The organism is Rhodococcus sp. WMMA185 (genome assembly GCF_001767395.1).
Lineage (GTDB): Bacteria > Actinomycetota > Actinomycetes > Mycobacteriales > Mycobacteriaceae > Rhodococcus_F.
Genome location: NZ_CP017014.1, coordinates 3,979,218 through 3,998,502 on the forward strand (window position 1 = coordinate 3,979,218; position 19,285 = coordinate 3,998,502).

The window sequence follows — 19,285 nt, forward strand, 5'->3', positions numbered from 1 at the left end:
GGACCTGCGGTCCCGCCTACCCGTAGGTGTCGCGCGGCCCTCTCCCCCGAATATGTCGTTCGCCCTTGCGCCAACTCGGAGCAGTCGGTCCGGTGACTCGCAACGACGTCACCACACCGTTTCCGACCGAGGCGGCGATCTTCGCGAGAATCTGCGACTGCATCATTCGAAGCTGCGTCGCCCACGCCGTGGACTCCGCTGAGATACTCAGCACCCCCTCTCGAAGCCCTGTCGGTTCTGCATGCGCAGCGATGTCCTCACCGACCACCTGGGCCCACCTACCGAGCACCGCCCCTTCGGATACCTTGGGCGACCAACCACGTTGCTTCGCCAGCGCGCTGGTCAGGGCCCCAAACGGTTGTGGATCGCGATCGTCGGGGCCCGGACCCGACCACCCGCGTCGACCTCGGGCTCGCAGCCTCCGTACCCCGGATCCGGATCGGCGGCCCTGACCGACGGATTTTCCACTGGCCTTAGCCGCCGCCCGAGCCTCCTCGAGCGCTCGGCGGGCAAGGTCGATTCCCTTGACCTCTGGTTCCGGCATGTCGCTTGCGGGTTCGGCGTCATCGGTCATGACCAACCTCCCTTGCTGTCTGCTGGCGATACTCGAGACCTCCCTCGGTCTCTGTGATACACGAAACCCTTCCGCGGTCGGTGTCGCGAGCCTGTACGCCGAAGCGAACGGCGTCGAGTTCTCGCGGAACATCTTCGGCGACCGCTGCGGTGATCAGAACCTGTTCAGCATCCACGGCGATCTCGGCCAGTGCCCTCCTCCGGCGGAGGTCCAGTTCGGCGAACACGTCGTCGAGCATGAGCACCGGATCGCTGCCGTCCGAGCGCAACAGAGCGAACGCGGCCAGTCGCATCGACAGCGCAACCGACCACGACTCCCCGTGACTTGCGAATCCCTTGGCCAGGGTATCGCCGAGGTGTAGTTCCAGATCGTCACGATGAGGACCGACCAGGCACACACCACGATCGATCTCCTTCGGCCTCATCACGGACAGTTCATGCAGGATGCGCTCCTCCAGAAGGGCGATATCGCCTGCTTCCGGCGGCCGTGCGGGATCAAGGAACTCCGGCGGCAGCGAATTTCCGAGGCTCGAGCGATAGCGAATACTCGCAGTCCTCGACTCGGGTGCCAGCGAATGGTACGACCGAGTCAGATGCGGGGCGAGTTCATGCACGAGATGGATCCGCCCGGCGAGGAGTTGGGCTCCGTGGGCTGCGAGATGCCCGTCCCATACGTCCAGTGTCGCAAGGGCACTGGCGCCTTCCCCACTTCCGCGTCCTGCCCGTCGCAGCGTCCCACCCGCAGTCTTGAGCAGTGCCGAACGCTGCCTCAGCACCCGGTCGTAGTCGGCCCGCACCGCAGCCATCCGGGGTATCCGAGTGGTGAGTAGTTCATCGAGGTAGCGGCGTCGATCGCCGGGGTCTCCGCGGACGAGTGACAGATCTTCCGGAGCGAACAGCACCGTTTGAAGAATCCCCAGAACCTCTCGCGGACGCCGTGTGGGCGACTGGTTGATCCGCGCCTTGTTGGATTTTCCTTCGTTGAGTTCGAGATCGACGGTCAGTTCTCTGCCGGCGTTGACAACCGTCGCTGCAGTGAACGCTCGAGTGGTTTCCGACCTGATCAACGGGGCGTCCGAACTCACCCGATGCGAGGACAGCGTGGACAGGTACCCCAGCGCCTCGAGGATGTTCGTCTTTCCTTGACCGTTGGGTCCGATAAAGACGGTGCAACCGGGCCGCAGGTCGAGAGCGAGTGCGTCCCAGGAACGGAAGTCTCTGAGTGAGAGTGCGCGAACGAACACCTATAGTCCAGAACCGGCTTCTTCGTCGTAGGACGCCTTGTGCACCGTGTGCCCGCCGAATTGGTTGCGTAGCGCCGCGACGGCCTTCATTGCAGGGGAATCCTCCTGGCGAGATCCGAACCGCGCAAACAGAGCAGCGGAAATCACCGGCGCCGGAACGGCGTGCTCTACGGCTTCCTGTACCGTCCAGCGGCCCTCGCCGGAATCAGCTGCATAACCGGAAATCTCGGCGAACTCAGGATCGTCCGCGAGCGCCTTCACGAGTAGTTCCAACAGCCACGAGCGGACGACGGTACCCTTCGTCCAGGCACGAAGCACACCGTGGACATCGGTGACGAGCTCCTCTGCTTCGAGCAGTTCATAGCCTTCCGCGTAGGCCTGCATCAATCCGTACTCGATGCCATTGTGGATCATCTTCGCGTAGTGACCTGCTCCGATCGGACCCGCGTGAACGAACCCGTCCGCACGCTCACCCTCGGGGCGCAGCGCGTCGAAGATCGGGAGTGCGCGCTCGACATCCGCATCCGCCCCGCCGACCATCAACCCGTAGCCGTTGTCGAGCCCCCAGACGCCACCGGAAACACCACAGTCGAGGTAGCCGATTCCGCGCGATCCGAGCATCTCGCCGTGCACCTGATCGTCGGTGTATCGCGAGTTTCCGCCGTCGATCACCAGGTCCCCCGACTCGAGTTCCGACGACAGCTGCGTCACGGTGTCCCGGGTGATCCTTCCTGCCGGCACCATCAACCAGACGATGCGGGGAGTCTCGAGTCGCTGCACGAGTTCGGACAGCGACGCCACATCCGTGACCTCGGGCCGGGGATCGAAGCCGACTACCTCGTGCCCATGCGCGCGCAGTCGCTCGCGCATGTTGAATCCCATTTTCCCGAGCCCGACCAACCCGATCATCATCGTGATCTCCGTCCACTCGCTGAGATTTGCTGCGGCAGTACCCCGGGTTCGAGACTGTCGGCGGTCAGCCGGGAAGCCGAACCGGCATCAGCAGGTACGTGTATGCACTCTCCGGAGCCGTGAAGTTGCCGGAATCGTTGGGTTCGATCTCGTCCTCGGTTCCCGGGCGCAGCACCGCGGGACGACTTGGCGTCGTGAATCCGAACAGCACCTCCTCGCTGTGCAGCGAGGACAATCCGTCGAGCAGGTAACCCGGATTGAAGGCGATGGTGAGCGGTTCACCTCGGAAGACGGCGTTCAGTCCTTCCTCGGCACGGCCGGCGTCGTCGCCGCCGGCGGAGAGTAAGAGACCTTCGGTGGAGAACTGGAGTCGGACTTGCGCGCCACGTTCGGCGACCAACGCCACACGCTTGATGGCATCGACGAGCGGAGCGACCTCGACCGTGGCCATCGCTGTGTGTTCGGACGGCAGTAGTTGCCGGAACTTCGGGAACTCGGCGTCGAGTAGTCGGGTGGTGTTGCGCCGGCCGCCGTTCACGATGCCGAGCAGTCCGTCGTTGCCGACCGACGGGCCGGAACCGAGAGCGAGCTCAACCGGTGAAGTGGCGTCTCCGGTAAGAGTTTTCGCCGCCTCCGAAAGAGTCCTCGCCGGAACCAGGACCGCTGCCGTCGTGTCTGAGCTGGCTGGTGACCACTCGAGTTCACGGACTGCGAGACGAAACCGATCCGTGGCGGCGAGGACGATGGCGTTGCCCTCGATCTCCACGCGAATACCCGTGAGCATCGGAAGGGTGTCATCCTTGCCGGCGGCTACGGCGACCTGCCCGACAGCCTCCGAGAACACGTCTACCGGGATAGAGCCGGTCTGCGACGGCAACTGCGGAAGCTGGGGGTAGTCCTCGACCGGCATGGTCGGGAGGGAGAACTTGGCGCTCCCACAGGTGATCAGGACACGACTGCCCTCGAGCGTCACGTCGACCGGCTTGTTGGGGAGGGACTTGGTGATGTCGGCGAGTAGCTTGCCGGACACCAGCACCTGCCCGGCGCTCCCGACCTCCGCAGCGACCCGAACTTGGGCCGATACCTCGTAGTCGAATCCAGAAACCGTCAACCCTTGTTCGGTCGCATCCAGGAGAACCCCGCCGAGAACAGGCACTGGAGGCCTCGACGGCAGACTCCGAGCGACCCACGTCACTGACTCAGCGAATTCTTCCCGGGAGACACGAAACTTCAGGCTTCCAAGCTCCATCGCCGGGTTGTTCCTCTCGGTAGGCACGGTTGTTCGCCACGGTCGGGCAGTGACCGAAGCACTGCAGTCTTACACAGAGCGACGATGCATAACCGTATGCCCTCGAGGACGAACTTGAAAGCAGAACGGTCTTGTCCTCGAGTCTCTCATGGAGGCCTGTGAACCGACCCAATCCCCAACCCTGTTTTCAAAGAGTTTCTTAGAGAGATTGATAAGAAGTACTATTAGGCGCTGTGGAATCTGTGGACGAACCGGTGTAGTCGCTGGTCGGTCTGCGCCGATGTATGTGGAATTCTCGAGGACGGACTCGAGGACCAATTCTGCACCCATGTGGACTACTCGAGGTTGTTCAAAGTTCTTCACGTTCTGTCCACAGAGATTCCACCCAATCCCCACACTTATCCACAGGTGTGAATCTTCAATTCCTGGTCACAGCCTCGGCGTGTTGCCTTGGCGTGTCCGATCGGGATCCGCCCCGCTCGACCCCAAGCGCCCGCTCGAGCACACCCTCGAGGATCCGCTCGAGCGATACCTCGAGGCCCCCTCGAGCGCTCGCTCGAGGCGTCATCCGACCGGGCCCTCGAGAGACGTTCGAGGGGCCCGCGGTGTAGTCCCAAGCCCCGGAAACGGCCTGTGCCCCGGTAGTGGCCGAGGACCGGCTACCGGGGCACAGGAGAGACGCGCGAGATCGTCGGATCTACCTCTTGGATCGCTGCTTGATGCGTGCAGTGAGCTCCTGGACCTGGTCGTAGACCTTCCGGCGCTCCGTCATCTCTTTGCGAATCTTCTTGTCCGCATACATGACGGTGGTGTGGTCGCGGCCGAACGTCTGGCCGATCTTCGGTAATGACAGGTCGGTGAGCTCACGACACAGGTACATGGAGATCTGTCGTGCCTGGGCGAGCGGCCGGGCCTTTCCTGGACCGCACAGGTCGTCGATGGACATGTTGAAGTACTCCGCGGTGACCGCCATGATCGTGGCGGCGTTGATCTCGAGGCTGGACGAATCGGGCATGAGATCACGCAGAACGACTTCGGCCAGGGTGAGGTCGAGGGGTTGACGGTTGAGGGAGGCGAAGGCCGTCACGCGAATGAGAGCACCCTCGAGCTCCCGGATGTTGCGTTCGATCCGTGAGGCGATTAACTCGAGGACGTCGTCGGGCACCTCGAGCCGGTCCATTCGGGCCTTCTTGCTGAGGATGGCAATGCGGGTCTCGAGTTCCGGCGGCTGAACGTCGGTGATCAGGCCCCATTCGAAGCGAGTCCTGAGGCGTTCCTCGAGGGTGGCCAACTGCTTCGGCGGACGGTCCGAGGACACGACGATCTGCTTGTTCGAGTTGTGCAGTGTGTTGAAGGTGTGGAAGAACTCTTCCTGGATACCTTCCTTGCCCTCGATGAACTGGATGTCGTCCACCAACAGCACATCGGTTTCGCGATAGCGGCGCTTGAATGCCACCTTGCGGTCGTCGCGGAGGCTGTTGATGAAGTCGTTGGTGAACTCCTCGGTGGAGACGTACTTGACCCGCATTCCTGGAAACAACCGTTGGGCGTAGTGGCCGGCTGCGTGCAGAAGGTGGGTCTTGCCGAGTCCTGAGGCCCCCCACACGAACAGCGGGTTGTACGCCCTGGCCGGTGCCTCCGCGATTGCGACCGCGGCGGCGTGAGCGAACCGGTTGGAAGATCCGATCACGAACGTGTCGAACGTGTACTTCGCATTGAGACTGTTTCCCCCGGTCGCTGCGGGCGTGGGACCGGAGGGCGGCTTGGTGAAGTACGACGGCCACGACTCGTGGACGCTCGCCAGTGCCTCACTGTCGTCGTCCACTTCTTCGGAGTCCGTGGTGTCGGGGAAGGACTGATCGTCAGAGCCGAACCGGCGCCGGCGGAACGACGTGGAATTCGCCCCCGAGGGCTCGAGAGGGTGAGACTCGAGATGCTGGGGCGGATGGATCGGTTCCGAGTCCTCGAGGTGGGCTCGAGGAGCGGGGTCTGATACGGGTGGTTCGGACACCGACTGTTCGCTCGCGGGTTCGTCGTCGACAGGAGCGGCAATCCGAACGCCGATTCCTTCCACCTGCTCGCCGAGATGGCGGCCCAGCGCGTGCAGGATCGGTTCACGAAGATCCCGCTCGATCGCTTCTTGAGCGAAGGGAGACGGCACAGACAGGAGAGCGAATCCTTGAGCCAGCGTCAGTGGCTTGACGAGCGCCAACCAGGCCTTCTGTCCCCTGGTCAACGGTGGTAGATCTCCGCCGGGCGCATCGGACGTGAGGTCTGCGACGACGTCGATCCAGATCCGGGCGAGCGCATTCGGATCGTCGTTCACGTGGTTCCTCCCCAGTTTGTTCGCGGACTCGGCGTCGGGCGGTGCCGAGTAGAGATGGCGGTGCCGGTGCCGAGGTGAAGATGGGAGATCCCCGACCTGAGGATGGACCCGTACGAGTCTACGAATATGCCATCTGAACTGTGTTTCCACACAATTATCCACAGATGTGGAGTAATTGCAGGCATCTGTCTACAGGCGCAGGTTCGCGCCATGTGGACAAAATCCAGGGCGCTGACCTGCGATTATGTGGACGAATATGGGTTGTGCGGATTCGCCGACGTGGGAAATGAGGGTCGTCAGCTGGTCTCGTGGTGATCTGGACTGGCACACCATCGGTTACCTGTGGATGAAGTGTGCTGAATGTGCAGATGAGAACGGTGAAGTCGAGGACTCGACACTCGATCAGGGTTCATCGGCAAGACCATGCATAGACGCTAGCAATTGTGTCGGCAACCTCACAGCGGTTTGAAGCATTGAATTTCGGTTGCAAGCATTTGCCGATCTTCGGCGTGTCGGCCCGCGGCTGGTTGGGGGGTGACAGTCGAGCGAGTTTGACCTGACTGTCCGTGATAAGTACTCTCGAACGGTCACCCTGTGGTGAGGTGGCGGTTTCGTGCTGGCTCGAGCGCCTAGCGAAATTGTTTCACCCACCGTGCACGGGCAGTTGAATTTTGCCAATGTTTGAACCATGGCGCCGGGAGGCGTCGAAGAATCTCGAGGAGTGTTGACCGTGGCCAAGGGCAAGCGGACGTTCCAGCCGAACAACCGACGCCGCGCGCGCGTTCACGGCTTCCGTCTTCGTATGCGGACCCGTGCGGGCCGTGCAATCGTTTCGGCACGCCGCCGCAAGGGCCGCGCATCCCTCACAGCCTGATCCCGAATCCCGGGATCAGGAGCTTGGGGTGCTGCCTGAGCCGAACCGGCTACGTCGTCATTCGGATTTTTCCTTGACCGTACGACGCGGTCGCCGGGTTGGTAGAGGTGACCTGGTTGTACATGCATTTGACCGTGTACAGGCGGGCGAGCTGGTGAGCAATGGCGGTCCCCGATTCGGACTCGTCGTGAGTAAGGCTGTCGGGCCGGCGGTGATTCGTCATCGAGTCGCACGCCGGCTTCGTCATGTGTGCATGGACCTGTTAGAGACGGTCCCCGTCGGTACTGATGTGGTGATTCGGGCCCTTCCTGGAGCCGCAACCGCTAGCAGTCGGGATCTGGACAAGCAACTGCGTGCAGGTCTTCATCGATTGAATCTTCTTGCGCCCGTAAGTAACTCCGCATGAACAGCGCACTGGGCAAGTCGAGCGCCACCTCGTCGGCAAGATCGGCGTGGGTGTCAGTTCGTGCGGTTCCGGCGCAGATTCTCATCTTCTTCATTGAGCTCTATCGGACATATGTGTCCCCCCTGAGGCTGCCGACCTGCAGGTTTATGCCAACCTGTAGTGAGTACGCAGTGGAAGCATTACGGACCCACGGGGCGATCAAGGGCCTCGTTCTGACGGTGGTTCGGTTGTTGAAATGCGCCCCCTGGCACCCTGGTGGGTGGGACCCGGTCCCGGGTGGGCCGGATTCGGTCCCCGACCAGCGTCCGGGAAGCCATGATCGCTGTCCTGTGAAAGTGGACGAACAGAGGAGTACCTAGAGCCGTGCTCGACTTCATTTACTACCCGGTGTCCGGGATCCTGTGGGTCTGGCACAAGGTGTTCGGGGCGATTCCCTTCCTGGGCCCTGACAACGGCATCACGTGGGCGCTGTCCGTGGTGTTTCTTGTATTCACCCTTCGCGCAGTTCTGTACAAGCCCTTCGTCAAGCAGGTCCGGACGACGAGGCAGATGCAGGAGTTGCAACCGCAGATCAAGGCGCTGCAGAAAAAGTACTCGGGTGACCGCCAGCGGCAGGCGGCCGAGATGCAGAAGCTACAGAAGGAACACGGGTTCAACCCGATCATGGGCTGCCTCCCCGTGCTGGCGCAGGCGCCCGTGTTCATCGGCTTGTTTCACGTCCTGCGTTCGTTCAACCGCACCGGCACCGGCTTCGGTCAGGTAGGCCTTTCGGTCGAGGCCAATGCCAACACACCGAACTACTTCTTCGGTGTCGACGACGTTCAATCCTTCCTGAGCGCCCGTCTGTTCGGCGCTCCCATTTCGGCATGGATCACGATGCCGAAAGCGCAGCTCGACGCATTCGCCGCGTATGGGCCGATTCCCACCGTCCTGAATATTGCTGTTGTGGCGGTTCCGCTGATGATCATCGCGAGCATCGCAACGCACTTCAATTCACGCGCGTCGGTGGCGCGACAGAGTCCCGAGGCTGCTGCGAATCCGCAGTCGGCCATCATGAACAAGCTCGCGCTCTATGTGTTCCCGCTCGGTGTTCTGGTTGGTGGACCGTTCCTGCCCATCGCAATTCTGCTGTACTGGGTGAGTAACAACATCTGGACCTACGGACAGCAGCACATCGTCTTCCGCCGAATCGACGCCGAAGAGGAAGAGAAGAAGCAGGCGGCAATGGCGCGTCGAGCAGAGAACGCCCCCAAGCCCGGGGCGCGACCGGATCTCTCCAAGAAGAAGAAGTCTGGAGCCGCAGCAACGAATGGTTCGTCCGGCCAGGACGACTCGGAGAAGGTCAATAGCGACGACTCCACTGATCAGGCGGTCGGCGGTGCTTCAACTCAGGGTGGGTCGAAGCCGAAGCCTGGTAGCCGCCCTCAGTCCAACCGTGGAAAGTCCTCCAAGCGCAAGCGGCGCTGATTCAGAAAAGAGAATGAGCATGGCTATTGAGCCTGACATCGCAGTTGACGGAGATGGGATGGACGACACTGCGCCGGCGCAGAATCTGGACGCCGAGTTGGACGCCGATTCTGATGACCTGCTGATCGAAGAGGGAGAAATCGCCGGCGACTACCTGGAGCAGTTGCTCGACGTACTCGACTTCGATGGTGATATCGACCTGGACGTCGAGGGTGATCGTGCCATGGTCAGCATCGACGGCGGCGACGATCTCACCAAATTGGTCGGGCGGAAGGGTGAGGTGCTCGATGCACTCCAGGAACTGACGCGCCTTGCAGTGCAGCAGACAACCGGCGAGCGTAGTCGTCTCATGCTCGACGTCGCGGGGTGGCGCGCCGGCCGGCGTGCGGAACTCACCGAACTCGGCGTATCTGCGGCCCGCCGAGTCCTCGAGAGCGGTGAGCGTGAGGAGTTGTCTCCGATGACGCCGTTCGAGCGGAAAATCGTGCATGACGCAGTCGCGAAGATCGAGGGCGTTTCGAGCGAAAGCGAGGGCGCTGAGCCGTCACGCCGTGTAGTTGTGATCAAAGACTGATCGACCCAGCCGCCGAAGGCGAGGTTCCGGGATTAGCGTCCGGGTTCCTCGCCTTCTTTGCGTCTTCCCCTGTATCACGGTGGTGGTGTTGTGTTTCACGTGAAACACAAGCCCCTCCCCTCTCTAACTCTTCCCTAGCCTCGCGCCACGACTCCTTTCCGCTGCGGACTGTTCGGAGCACTGTGGTTGCAGCACCAACTGCTGCAGCCACTCGACAGCCAACTTGGACACCCCACGTGAGTGGGTGCACTCGAGTGCGAATAGGTAGGTGAGTCGGAAGCTGTCATGGGCGGGCTCAAGAGTGACCGTTTCGTTCGCGGCGGTACGGTTTCCGTTCGTCGAGACCGGAATTCGGTTGCAGTTTAGGCTAGGTCGACCCCTGCAGCCATTTCGTCACAGTGATGATTGCGAAGCGGGGACACGTCCGCGATCGGTGAAGTGGTCGCGGCTCTCGAGACCGTCAGCCGCGCCGCTTCCTTCTCTCCCAGCTTCTGAATCGGCCTCTCGCAGATTCTGAATCGACGACATCCGTTGCCGCACTGTTCCACGTGAAACAACCAACTCGGTTCACGCAGCGTCGTCGCGGACACGTCTCGCGTCACCGAACTTCTCGGTGTGTGGAGGGTCTCGGTGCGGGATGGCGGACGGAAGGGGCGACTGCGGCGGGGGTTCGCAGATGCAACGCCGACGCGGCCGTTTCACGTGAAACACCCGGATGCCCGTACTCACCGGAGTTAAAGGAAAGCCAGCAACACCTCGTGTAGCTGCCCGTCGGTAGGAGGCGCGTTCATGAACGAGCCGAATAATAGAGAGGCTGAATTTGCTGACTTCACGTTCTTCGCGAGAAAATGTTCCACGTGGAACCACAGGGTGAAGGGCTAGCCGAATGGGACGAACAAGCGGCGGCACGTCAGGTGTTCGGTGAACGATTCGAAATCGCGGAACGCTATCATAAGTCGCTCGCTAGCGACGGCGTCGAACGAGGTCTGATCGGTCCTCGTGAGGTACCTCGTCTCTGGGAACGGCACCTTCTGAACTGCGCCGTCGTCAGTGAGTTGATTGCCGAGGGTGAATCCGTCGTCGACGTTGGCAGCGGTGCGGGGCTACCTGGAATTCCCCTTTCCATCGCACGGCCCGATCTCCACATCACTTTGGTCGAACCGCTCCTGCGACGATCTATATATCTAGCCGAGTTCGTGGAGTCGAACGGGCTGGACATCTTGGTGGTTCGAGGGCGAGCCGAAGAGTCGGGCGTGATCAAAGAGGCTGGGGGTGCGGACGTGGTGACCTCCCGCGCTGTGGCACCGTTGGAGAAACTCGCCAAATGGTCGCTACCGCTGATCCATGAACATGGGAGAATGCTCGCATTGAAAGGTTCAAGCGCCGCCGAAGAGATCTCTCGCGACCGCGCTGCCCTCACTCGTATGGGCGCGGGGAACTTGGAGATCATCGAGTGCGGAGTGGGCTTGCTTCCCGTGCCCACAGTTGTGGTGAAGGCGGAACGAGTACCAAAACGCCGTCATCGTAGATGACGGGACTGGTCGGGGGTTAGGTAGCGAGCATGTTGAGCAACGAGCGATTCCCAATCGAAGGAGTAGTCAATGTCGGGTGGGCCTGAATCCGCCGTTTCACGTGAAACAGCATCACGTGAAACCGACCATCAATACGACCAGGCGGCGCCATCCGAGAATGGAGATGGCGAGTTCACGGCCCCGTACAACGGAATATCCGTAGAGGAAACTCCGATCGGTGCGGCCGCGCAGCGAGCAAGTCAGGTACTCCACCCACACTCGGTGACACTTCAGAAGCCGCCGAAACGCCGAATCATGACTATCGCCAATCAGAAGGGCGGTGTCGGAAAAACGACGAGTGCAGTCAATTTGGCGTCCGCTCTCGCGGTCCAAGGATTGACGGTGTTGGTAGTTGATCTCGATCCGCAGGGCAACGCCAGCACTGCGTTGGGAATCGCACACAACTCCGGTGTGCCTTCCAGTTACGAACTTCTACTCGGTGAGGTGACCGCGGCGGAGGCGATCCAGAAGAGCCCCCACAACGATCGACTGTTCTGCATCCCCGCGACGATCGATCTGGCCGGCGCCGAGATCGAACTGGTCTCCATGGTGGCACGTGAGGGTCGGCTCAAGAGTGCACTGTCGGAGCAGGCGCTCGGAGATATCGACGTGGATTTCATCCTGATCGACTGCCCGCCTTCGCTCGGACTCCTCACGGTGAACGCGATGGTCGCGGCCAAAGAGGTTCTTATTCCGATTCAGTGCGAGTACTACGCCCTCGAAGGTGTGGGACAACTCTTGAGGAACATCGAGCTGGTGCAGGCCCACTTGAACCCCGATCTCCATGTTTCGACGGTGCTCCTCACCATGTACGACGGGCGCACCAAGTTGGCCGACCAAGTCGCCGAAGAAGTACGCACCCACTTCGGCCAGGCGGTTCTACGCGCGGTCATACCGCGCAGTGTGAAGGTCTCCGAGGCCCCTGGATACGGCATGACCGTACTGGACTACGACCCCGGGTCGCGGGGTGCCATGAGCTACCTTGACGCAGGCCGTGAACTTGCGACACGTACCGAACCGATGACAGAGCAGGAGCAGCGATGAGTCAGACACGCAAAGGGGGGCTGGGCCGCGGTCTGGCTGCACTCATTCCTACCGGACCGACGATGACTCCAGGACTCGGCGTCGCCGCAGCCGATGTGGTGATCGGAAGCGAGAAGCGCACGTCGACGACCGCTTCCAATCCGCAATCTTCTGAACCATCGACCGATGGGGAGGCGACCCAGACCTCCACCGGAAGCGATGGAACCACCAATCACGCCGTCTCCGCGTCGGACGGCACCAATCACGCCGACTCCGCGTCGGATGGTGGAACGCAACCGCTCCCCTCCCCCACCGGGGCGGTGTACCGGGAAATCTCTCCCAACCTGATCGAGAGGAATCCCAAGCAGCCTCGGCAGGTTTTTGACGAAGAGGCCCTCGCCGAGTTGGTTCACTCGATCCGTGAGTTCGGACTGATGCAGCCGATCGTCGTGCGCCCAACCGGGAACGGCAAGTTCCAACTCGTCATGGGTGAGCGTAGGTGGCGTGCCAGCCAGGAAGCCGAGCTCGAGACGATCCCCGCGATCGTCCGCGAGACCGATGACGAAGCGATGCTCCGAGATGCCCTTCTCGAGAACATTCACCGCGTTCAGCTCAATCCTCTGGAGGAGGCGGCGGCCTACCAGCAACTACTCGAAGAGTTCGAGGTGACGCATGAGGAGCTGGCCGCGCGGATCGGCCGTTCCCGCCCAGTGGTCACAAACATGATCCGATTGCTCAAGTTGCCGATTCCGGTCCAGCGCCGTGTCGCGGCGGGCGTCCTGTCTGCGGGGCACGCTCGGGCGCTGCTCTCTCTCGAGGCCGGCGCGGATTCGCAAGAGGTGATGGCTGCACGCGTCGTGGCGGAAGGGCTGTCTGTTCGTGCGACAGAGGAAGCGGTCATGCTCGCCAACCGCAATGGGGATCAGGCGGCGCAGCCAACGCAGCGTCGGAAGCCGATTGTGATGCCGGGCTTGCAGGACGTGGCCGACCGGCTCTCGGATTCGTTCGATACCCGGGTCACGGTCAGCCTCGGCAAGCGCAAGGGCAAGATCGTAGTCGAGTTCGGATCTGTGGACGATCTTCAAAGGATCGTGGGAATGATGGAGGTACAGAAGGCCGATTCGTAAGCACTTGTCGAGGTGGAAGGCACCCCGCGGTAATCCGTCACTGTGACAGTGACAGTCCGAGGCATCGGCTCCGGAGTCGTCAGTGAATGTGAAACCCGTTGAATAGCAGAGGATATCGAATGATACGCGTCAGTGACTCACGGAGGCTGAGCTAGCCAGTGTCGATTAACGTCACGTCGCTTACCCTCGACGGCCTGGACAAGCTCTCCGCACATGCTCGTCGCTGTGTCTTCTGGGAAATGGACCCGGCGGCGATCAAGGGTGCGCGCGGATTCTGCGACCAGGAATTCGAGAAGGAGGCATGGCTGTCGATGGTCATGCTGGAGTGGGGTTCGTGCGGTCAGGTTGCCGTCGTAGACGGCAAGCCGGTCGGTAGTGCTCTCTACGCTCCTCCGCGAACCGTACCCCGTGCGCAACTTCTACCGACCGGACCGGTAGGTGCCGATGCGATTCTCCTCACGAGTATCTGGCTCGAGCCCGGGGCCGAGCAACAGGATCTGGGGAGCACATTGATCCAAGCGGTTGTTGCAGATCTGGTGCGCCGTGGTGTTCGCGCCCTCGAGGCATTCGGTATCCGCGACATCAATGGGGACCGATCACTCGATACACAGAGCGGGGGCGTCGCGCCCACCAGGGCTGTCCGCGAGTGCTCCCCCGAGGAGTGCATGATTCCGGCTACCCTGCTCGAAGACAACGGCTTCGAGGTGGTCGCTCCGCACCCACGGTTCCCCCGTCTGCGACTCGAGCTGAATCGTGACCACGGCTGGAAGGAAGATGTGGAGGCGGCACTCGAGCGACTGCTGAAAACGGCCTCTGTGAGCTTGGTCGACATCGGTGAGCGCACACCGGTGGGCGCGCCCTGATTTGCGGCGTTCAGGGGCGCCGGGAGGCCGCCAACTCCTCGGCAAGTAGTTCAGCAAAGGTGAATGTTCCGGTCGGCTGATCGTCCTGACCGAGTAGATACAGTCGCTTCACGGAGATGAGGATGGCCTCGGCGATGGCGTCGCGGGCCCGGGGGTTGGCGAGAACCTCGGCATCGGAACGGTTGGTGAGGTAGCCCAAGTCGATCTGTACGGTCGGCATATTGGTTAGTCGGAGTAGATCCCAGGTCCGCCCGTGGGTTCGGCAGTCCTGCAGTGGCGTGCGTGCCACGATCTCCCGTTGGATGAATCCAGTGAGGACCTGGCCGATCATCGACGTGGAACCATGCGAGTTACCGAAGTGGAAGCTCGCTACACCATGGGCGGACGGGCTGGAGTTGCTGTCACACCGAAGCGAGATCATCAGATCGGCATCGAAGGCGTTCGCTGTGGAGGCCCGTTCGATATCCGAAGGATTCGCGTGGTGCGGTCGGGACAGGAACGTCTCCATTCCCGTTGCTGCCATCCGACCCTCGAGTCTGCTGGCGAGATCCCACAGAATGTCGGATTCCGAGATTGTGCCGTACGGGGAGTGCACGATCGCACCGAAAGTGTTGCCGCCGAGACCCGGATCGATGACGATCCGCTTGCCACTCAACTGCGGACCCGAACGGCGGACCAGTTCTTCTTCGCTGATTGCGTGCGGCGACCCACCGGTGACGCGGGTGCCTAGCAACTCGAGGGATCGGAGGGTGGCCGGCCCGCAGATGCCGTCGGCCGCGATCCCGATCTCCCGTTGAAACGAGGACAGGGAATCATGGGTCATCGGTCCGAAGAATCCGTCCACGCGACCGATGTAGAAGCCAAGATCCTGCAGCCGGGTCTGCAAGGTGGCGACATCGTCGCCGTAGAGCGGCGCGGACAGCTGATAGATCAGTGTCCGCGCGCCCAGACGGTACGACGCTTCTCTCATGGAACGGTATGTTGCCCGCCCCACGATTCCATCCACGAGTAACCCGCGCTGCTGCTGAAACGCACGCACTGCGCTGTCGAGGTGATGATCGAACACCGCGTCTGAGGCGATCCAGTGGGAGCTGTCGGTGACGTCGCGCCGAGTGTCGGCGATGCAGTCGTGAAGAAATCCGAGACCGGCCAGGATGCCCCGAATCTCAGCGACGGCGGGGCCAGTTTCGCCACGACAGAGTCGGTGCATGTTTCAGGGCCTCTCAGTCTGAATCAATGGCTGTGTGCGTCACCACGACACAGCTGAAGTGCAAACGCGTCTCGGTGCGAATGAGACGATCGATGCGCCTGGTTCGGTCGAGCTGACGAGATCAGAGCGCATCGATCAATTGTCTCAGACGTTTCCACATATTCCGCAATCGCGCCGATCGTTTGGGTATCGATCAGAGAACGGCCGAGAGCTCTTTCAACAGAGCGGCTTTACCCTTGGTCCCGACGATTGTGTTGATGGGCTTGCCGTCCTTGAACAGGATCAGCGTCGGAATCGACATGACCTGGAAATCGCGGGCGGTGGCCGGGTTGGCATCGATGTCGAGCTTTGCAATGGTCAGCTTGTCGCTGTGCTCACCGGCGATCTCCTCAAGGACAGGGGCGATCATCTTGCAGGGCCCGCACCAGGTGGCCCAGAAGTCGACGAGGACCGGCTTGTCGCTGGAAATGACATCCTGCTGAAACGAATCATCGGTGATGGTGACGGTGTTCGACACGGGTTCTGCCTTACTCGAGGTGATCAGTGGGTGTTCGTGGACAGCTCAGGCTTCGACCGGTTCACCGGCGGCCGCCACAGTATTGGCCGTGATGTCGCCGCGCTCGGCCAACCAGCGTTCGGCATCGATCGCCGCTGAACATCCGGTGCCGGCTGCGGTGATGGCCTGACGGTAGGTGTGGTCCACGAGGTCGCCGGCGGCGAAGACGCCTTCGAGTGAGGTCGCGGTGGTAGGCGACTCGGTCTGCACGTAGCCGGCGTCGTCGAGGGAGACCTGACCCTTGACCAGTTCGCTGCGTGGATCGTGACCGATTGCGACGAACATACCCGTGACGGGCAGGGTGGATTGCTCGCCGCTGATCGTGTCCCGTATGACGAGACCGGTGACGCTGTTCTCACCCAGAACCTCAACGGGCTCCGCGTTGGTGACGAAGCGAATCTTCTCGTTCGACTTGGCCCGTTCGAGCATGATTCGGGACGCACGGAACTCTTCGCGACGGTGCACCAGGGTAACGCTCCGGGCGAAGCGGGTGAGGAAAGTGGCCTCCTCCATCGCCGAGTCACCGCCACCGACCACCACGATGTCCTGATCCTTGAAGAAGAAGCCGTCGCAGGTGGCACAGGCACTGACGCCGCGGCCGAGCAGCCTCTCCTCACCCGGAATTCCCAGGTACCGGGCGGCCGCGCCCATAGCCAAGATGACGGCGTTTGCCTGATAGGTTTCGCCGCCGACCACGACCTTCTTGATCGGGCCTTCGAGGTGAAGTTCCTCGACGTCCTCGGTGCGAATGTCGGCACCGAAACGTTTGGCCTGCTCACGCATCTGATCCATCAGGTCCGGTCCCATGATTCCGTCGCGGAATCCTGGGAAATTCTCGACCTCAGTGGTGGTCATGAGAGCACCGCCGAATTGAGTCCCCTCGAACAGCAGCGGTTCGAGTTCCGCTCGCGCCGCGTAGACGGCCGCGGTATACCCGGCGGGTCCCGAACCAACGATGATGAGTTCATGAACCGTCGATGGAGTGGTCATACCGGCCTTCCAGTAGTGGGGGTCCTCAGTCGTATGGATCAACACCAGACTAAAGGGTGTTGTTCCCCGGCTGCCGGTGACACCGGTCGCTCCCCCGCGGCCCCCCGGTCAGTTCACGGCGTCGCTCAGTACGGCGTCGCTCAGTGCAGGGCGTCCCGGATGACGCAGCGGGTTCCCGTGTAGATAGTGGGCATGCACTTGTTGCAGTGGATGCATAGCCCCTCGGGAACGTGATAGTCACGAAACTTGTTGACCAGGTCGGGGTCGCGGAGCAGGGCTCTCGCCATTGCCACGAAATCGAATCCCTCCGCGAGCGCGTTCTCGATGGTGTCGAGCCTGTTGATGCCGCCGAGAAGGATGAGGGGCATCGACAGAGCCTCGCGGAACTGCCGAGCCATCGGAAGGAAGAAGGCTTCTTCGAAAGGGTAGGTGGGGAACAGCCGCGGGCCGTATACCTTCATCGCGTAGCCCATCAGCTTCGGCTGTGAAGCAACGAATTCCGCCATCGGGACCTCACCTCGGAAGAAGTACATCCCATTGAGCAACGAGCTCCCGCCGGTGAGTTGAAGCGCATCGAGGTTTCCGTCGGCTTCGAGTATTTGGGCTATCTGCAAGCTGTCGTCGAGCCACAGTCCCTTCGGAACACCGTCCGTCATATTGAATTTCGCGGTGATGGCAACCGAGTCACCGACGGTGTGGCGCATTCGGTCGATAACCCGACGCGGGAAGGCGGCTCGCCGTTCGAGGCTGCCCCCGTATGCGTCCTTGCGTTTGTTGAGATTTGGGCTCATGAACGAGCTGAGTAGATAGTTGTGCCCGAGGTGGACCTCGATGGCGTCGAAGCCGGCGTCGACGGCGTTCCGGGCCGCGTCCTCGAAATCGCGAGTGACGTCGTCGAGTTGCTCCCTGGTGGCACTCTTGACGAGACCCATGGCCGGCGGGCTGAATCGAGTGGACGGAGCGAGGGACTTGGCCCGATTGGACAAGGTGTTCGCCACGAGTCCGGCGTGCCCGATCTGTGCCGCGACGAGCGCACCTTCCGCATGGACGGCATCGGTGAGCCGACGCAGGTCGGTGACGTGGTTCTTGTCGAGCACCAGAGTGTTCGCGTGAACGCGCCCGCCGGGTGAGACGGCGCAGTATGCGACGGTAGTCAGTGCGGCACCACCCCTCGCGACCTCTGTGTGGAAGTCGATGAGTTGGTTGGTAACTCGGCCTCGCGGCATGACGCCTTCGAATGTGGCGGCCTTCATGATGCGGTTGCGTAGCGTCAGCGGGCCGAGTCGGGCTGGTTCCCAAATGCTTCGGCGAGTATCTGGAACGTTCACATGCTGTCCTGGTTCGAATTGTGATGCCACCGGATTGTGATTGGCACCATATCGGGCGCAGGTCGGATCTGTCCCACGATCACAACATCGAGTGCAGGGATGGCGAAAGAAGGGCGGTACCCGGGGGATGGAGCTGTGGATTCGGCGCGACGAACGGGGAACCTGAAGATCAACCGATATCGGTGAGGGTCATCGTCGCCGGATCGGTTGCGCTGCAACCTCGGCCCACTACCAGTGCAGTGATCTGTGGAGGGCGTGGACCGGCGAAGAGTAGTAGTACTCCTGGCACGCCGTCGAGACGGACCTCGCCGGAACCCAGAAGCGTTCGCGACTCGTCGATGTCATTGGCACGCAGGCAATCGGCAAGTATCGCAGGGTCATCGAGCGGCCCCAGTCGATCTGAACCGATCAGCGTGAGGAGGCGCCCGGAATCGAGGTCGCCGTCCAGATCGAGAACTGCTGCTGTCGGGGTGGTCTCCGAGTTGGGAAGTGCAACCGGCGGAACATCCGGGCTCGGACGGTTCGGCGGCCCAACCGATACCGCAACCACGACAGCGGCCGCTGCCGCAACGGTTGCCGCGACAGCGGCGGCCCACCTCGTTCGGCGGATCATCGGAACCGCGGCAGGCGCCGGGATTCCGTCTCGCTCGGCCGCTAGAGCGCGGTTGATGCGGTCGGCGACCTCTATGGGGATCGGCGTCGAGACTGAGTCATCGCGGCCGAGGGCTCGAAGCTGATCGGTCACCTTGTCCAGGGCGGCGATTACCTCCATAGCCTGAGGATCGTTCCGGACGAGCGGCCACAGACGATCGCTCACCGACTCGGGTAATAGACCGGCATGGAGATCCGCGAGCAGATCTGCGGAGTACGGCGGATCGGGTAACTCGGCGCCGGAGGGGTTGGACGGGTCGGGCTGATGCTCAGCCATCGCACCTCCTCACCGATCGTTTCGAGCCCAGGACATCACACGCTTGATGCCGGGATTCTCCTGC

19 protein-coding genes are annotated in these 19,285 nt (G+C 61.9%); 9 read left to right on the plus strand and 10 right to left on the minus strand.

Going from position 1 to position 19,285, the window contains the following annotated elements:
* Positions 1-16 precede the first annotated feature (16 nt).
* The 5 genes from BFN03_RS17965 to dnaA form a co-directional block, all read right to left on the minus strand.
* Complete coding sequence (locus BFN03_RS17965; protein WP_070380148.1) at positions 17-574, minus strand: DUF721 family protein; 558 nt, start codon at positions 572-574, stop codon at positions 17-19.
* A complete protein-coding gene (recF, locus tag BFN03_RS17970) occupies positions 564-1,817 on the minus strand; it encodes a DNA replication/repair protein RecF (protein WP_070380149.1) in 1,254 nt (417 codons plus the stop codon). The genes BFN03_RS17965 and recF overlap by 11 nt, the downstream gene beginning before the upstream one ends.
* A complete protein-coding gene (gnd, locus tag BFN03_RS17975; protein WP_070380150.1) occupies positions 1,818-2,729 on the minus strand; it encodes a phosphogluconate dehydrogenase (NAD(+)-dependent, decarboxylating) in 912 nt (303 codons plus the stop codon).
* 64 nt (positions 2,730-2,793) lie between these two features.
* Complete coding sequence (gene dnaN / locus BFN03_RS17980; protein ID WP_070381054.1) at positions 2,794-3,978, minus strand: DNA polymerase III subunit beta; 1,185 nt, start codon at positions 3,976-3,978, stop codon at positions 2,794-2,796.
* A gap of 697 nt (positions 3,979-4,675) precedes the next feature.
* Positions 4,676-6,304: a chromosomal replication initiator protein DnaA gene (gene dnaA, locus BFN03_RS17985; protein WP_070380151.1), complete on the minus strand. Its 1,629-nt coding sequence runs from the start codon at positions 6,302-6,304 to the stop codon at positions 4,676-4,678.
* Between the two features lie 730 nt (positions 6,305-7,034).
* On the opposite strand from dnaA, the gene rpmH reads away from it, so the two are divergent.
* The 9 genes from rpmH to BFN03_RS18025 all read left to right on the plus strand — a co-directional run bounded on the left by rpmH (position 7,035) and on the right by BFN03_RS18025 (position 14,209).
* Positions 7,035-7,178: a 50S ribosomal protein L34 gene (gene rpmH / locus BFN03_RS20310; protein ID WP_006550910.1), complete on the plus strand. Its 144-nt coding sequence runs from the start codon at positions 7,035-7,037 to the stop codon at positions 7,176-7,178.
* Between the two features lie 28 nt (positions 7,179-7,206).
* Positions 7,207-7,584 carry a ribonuclease P protein component gene (rnpA, locus tag BFN03_RS20315; RefSeq protein ID WP_084385681.1) on the plus strand — a complete coding sequence of 126 codons (378 nt, stop codon included), beginning with the start codon at positions 7,207-7,209 and terminating at the stop codon, positions 7,582-7,584.
* On the plus strand, positions 7,581-7,943 hold the full coding sequence (yidD, locus tag BFN03_RS20320; protein WP_084385682.1) for a membrane protein insertion efficiency factor YidD: 363 nt from the start codon (positions 7,581-7,583) through the stop codon (positions 7,941-7,943). Before rnpA ends, yidD begins: the two co-directional genes overlap by 4 nt.
* Positions 7,944-7,947: 4 nt before the next feature.
* Entirely contained in the window at positions 7,948-9,051 is a 1,104-nt protein-coding gene (gene yidC, locus BFN03_RS17995; protein ID WP_070380153.1) for a membrane protein insertase YidC, read from the plus strand.
* Positions 9,052-9,070: 19 nt separating this feature from the next.
* Positions 9,071-9,625, plus strand: a complete 555-nt coding sequence (locus BFN03_RS18000; protein WP_070380154.1) for a Jag family protein — start codon at positions 9,071-9,073, stop codon at positions 9,623-9,625.
* Positions 9,626-10,473: 848 nt separating this feature from the next.
* Positions 10,474-11,157, plus strand: coding sequence for a 16S rRNA (guanine(527)-N(7))-methyltransferase RsmG (gene rsmG, locus BFN03_RS18010; RefSeq protein ID WP_070380156.1), 684 nt, complete (start codon positions 10,474-10,476; stop codon positions 11,155-11,157).
* 69 nt (positions 11,158-11,226) lie between these two features.
* Positions 11,227-12,240 (plus strand): ParA family protein, encoded by a 1,014-nt coding sequence (locus tag BFN03_RS18015; RefSeq protein ID WP_070380157.1) that lies wholly within the window; start codon positions 11,227-11,229, stop codon positions 12,238-12,240.
* Positions 12,237-13,346, plus strand: coding sequence for a ParB/RepB/Spo0J family partition protein (locus tag BFN03_RS18020; protein WP_070380158.1), 1,110 nt, complete (start codon positions 12,237-12,239; stop codon positions 13,344-13,346). Before BFN03_RS18015 ends, BFN03_RS18020 begins: the two co-directional genes overlap by 4 nt.
* Positions 13,347-13,504: 158 nt before the next feature.
* Entirely contained in the window at positions 13,505-14,209 is a 705-nt protein-coding gene (locus BFN03_RS18025; RefSeq protein ID WP_070380159.1) for a GNAT family N-acetyltransferase, read from the plus strand.
* A 10-nt stretch (positions 14,210-14,219) separates the two neighbouring features.
* On the opposite strand, the gene BFN03_RS18030 is transcribed toward BFN03_RS18025, so the two are convergent.
* From BFN03_RS18030 to BFN03_RS18050, 5 genes are all read right to left on the minus strand, one after another.
* Complete coding sequence (locus tag BFN03_RS18030) at positions 14,220-15,419, minus strand: N-acetylmuramoyl-L-alanine amidase (RefSeq protein ID WP_070380160.1); 1,200 nt, start codon at positions 15,417-15,419, stop codon at positions 14,220-14,222.
* A gap of 193 nt (positions 15,420-15,612) precedes the next feature.
* A complete protein-coding gene (gene trxA / locus BFN03_RS18035) occupies positions 15,613-15,936 on the minus strand; it encodes a thioredoxin (protein ID WP_070380161.1) in 324 nt (107 codons plus the stop codon).
* Between the two features lie 45 nt (positions 15,937-15,981).
* Positions 15,982-16,965 (minus strand): thioredoxin-disulfide reductase, encoded by a 984-nt coding sequence (gene trxB / locus BFN03_RS18040; protein ID WP_070380162.1) that lies wholly within the window; start codon positions 16,963-16,965, stop codon positions 15,982-15,984.
* A gap of 140 nt (positions 16,966-17,105) precedes the next feature.
* Positions 17,106-18,293: a 4,4'-dithiodibutanoate disulfide reductase gene (gene nox / locus BFN03_RS18045; RefSeq protein WP_198163291.1), complete on the minus strand. Its 1,188-nt coding sequence runs from the start codon at positions 18,291-18,293 to the stop codon at positions 17,106-17,108.
* A gap of 169 nt (positions 18,294-18,462) precedes the next feature.
* Positions 18,463-19,221 (minus strand): hypothetical protein, encoded by a 759-nt coding sequence (locus tag BFN03_RS18050; RefSeq protein WP_070380163.1) that lies wholly within the window; start codon positions 19,219-19,221, stop codon positions 18,463-18,465.
* Between the last annotated feature and the right edge of the window lie 64 nt (positions 19,222-19,285).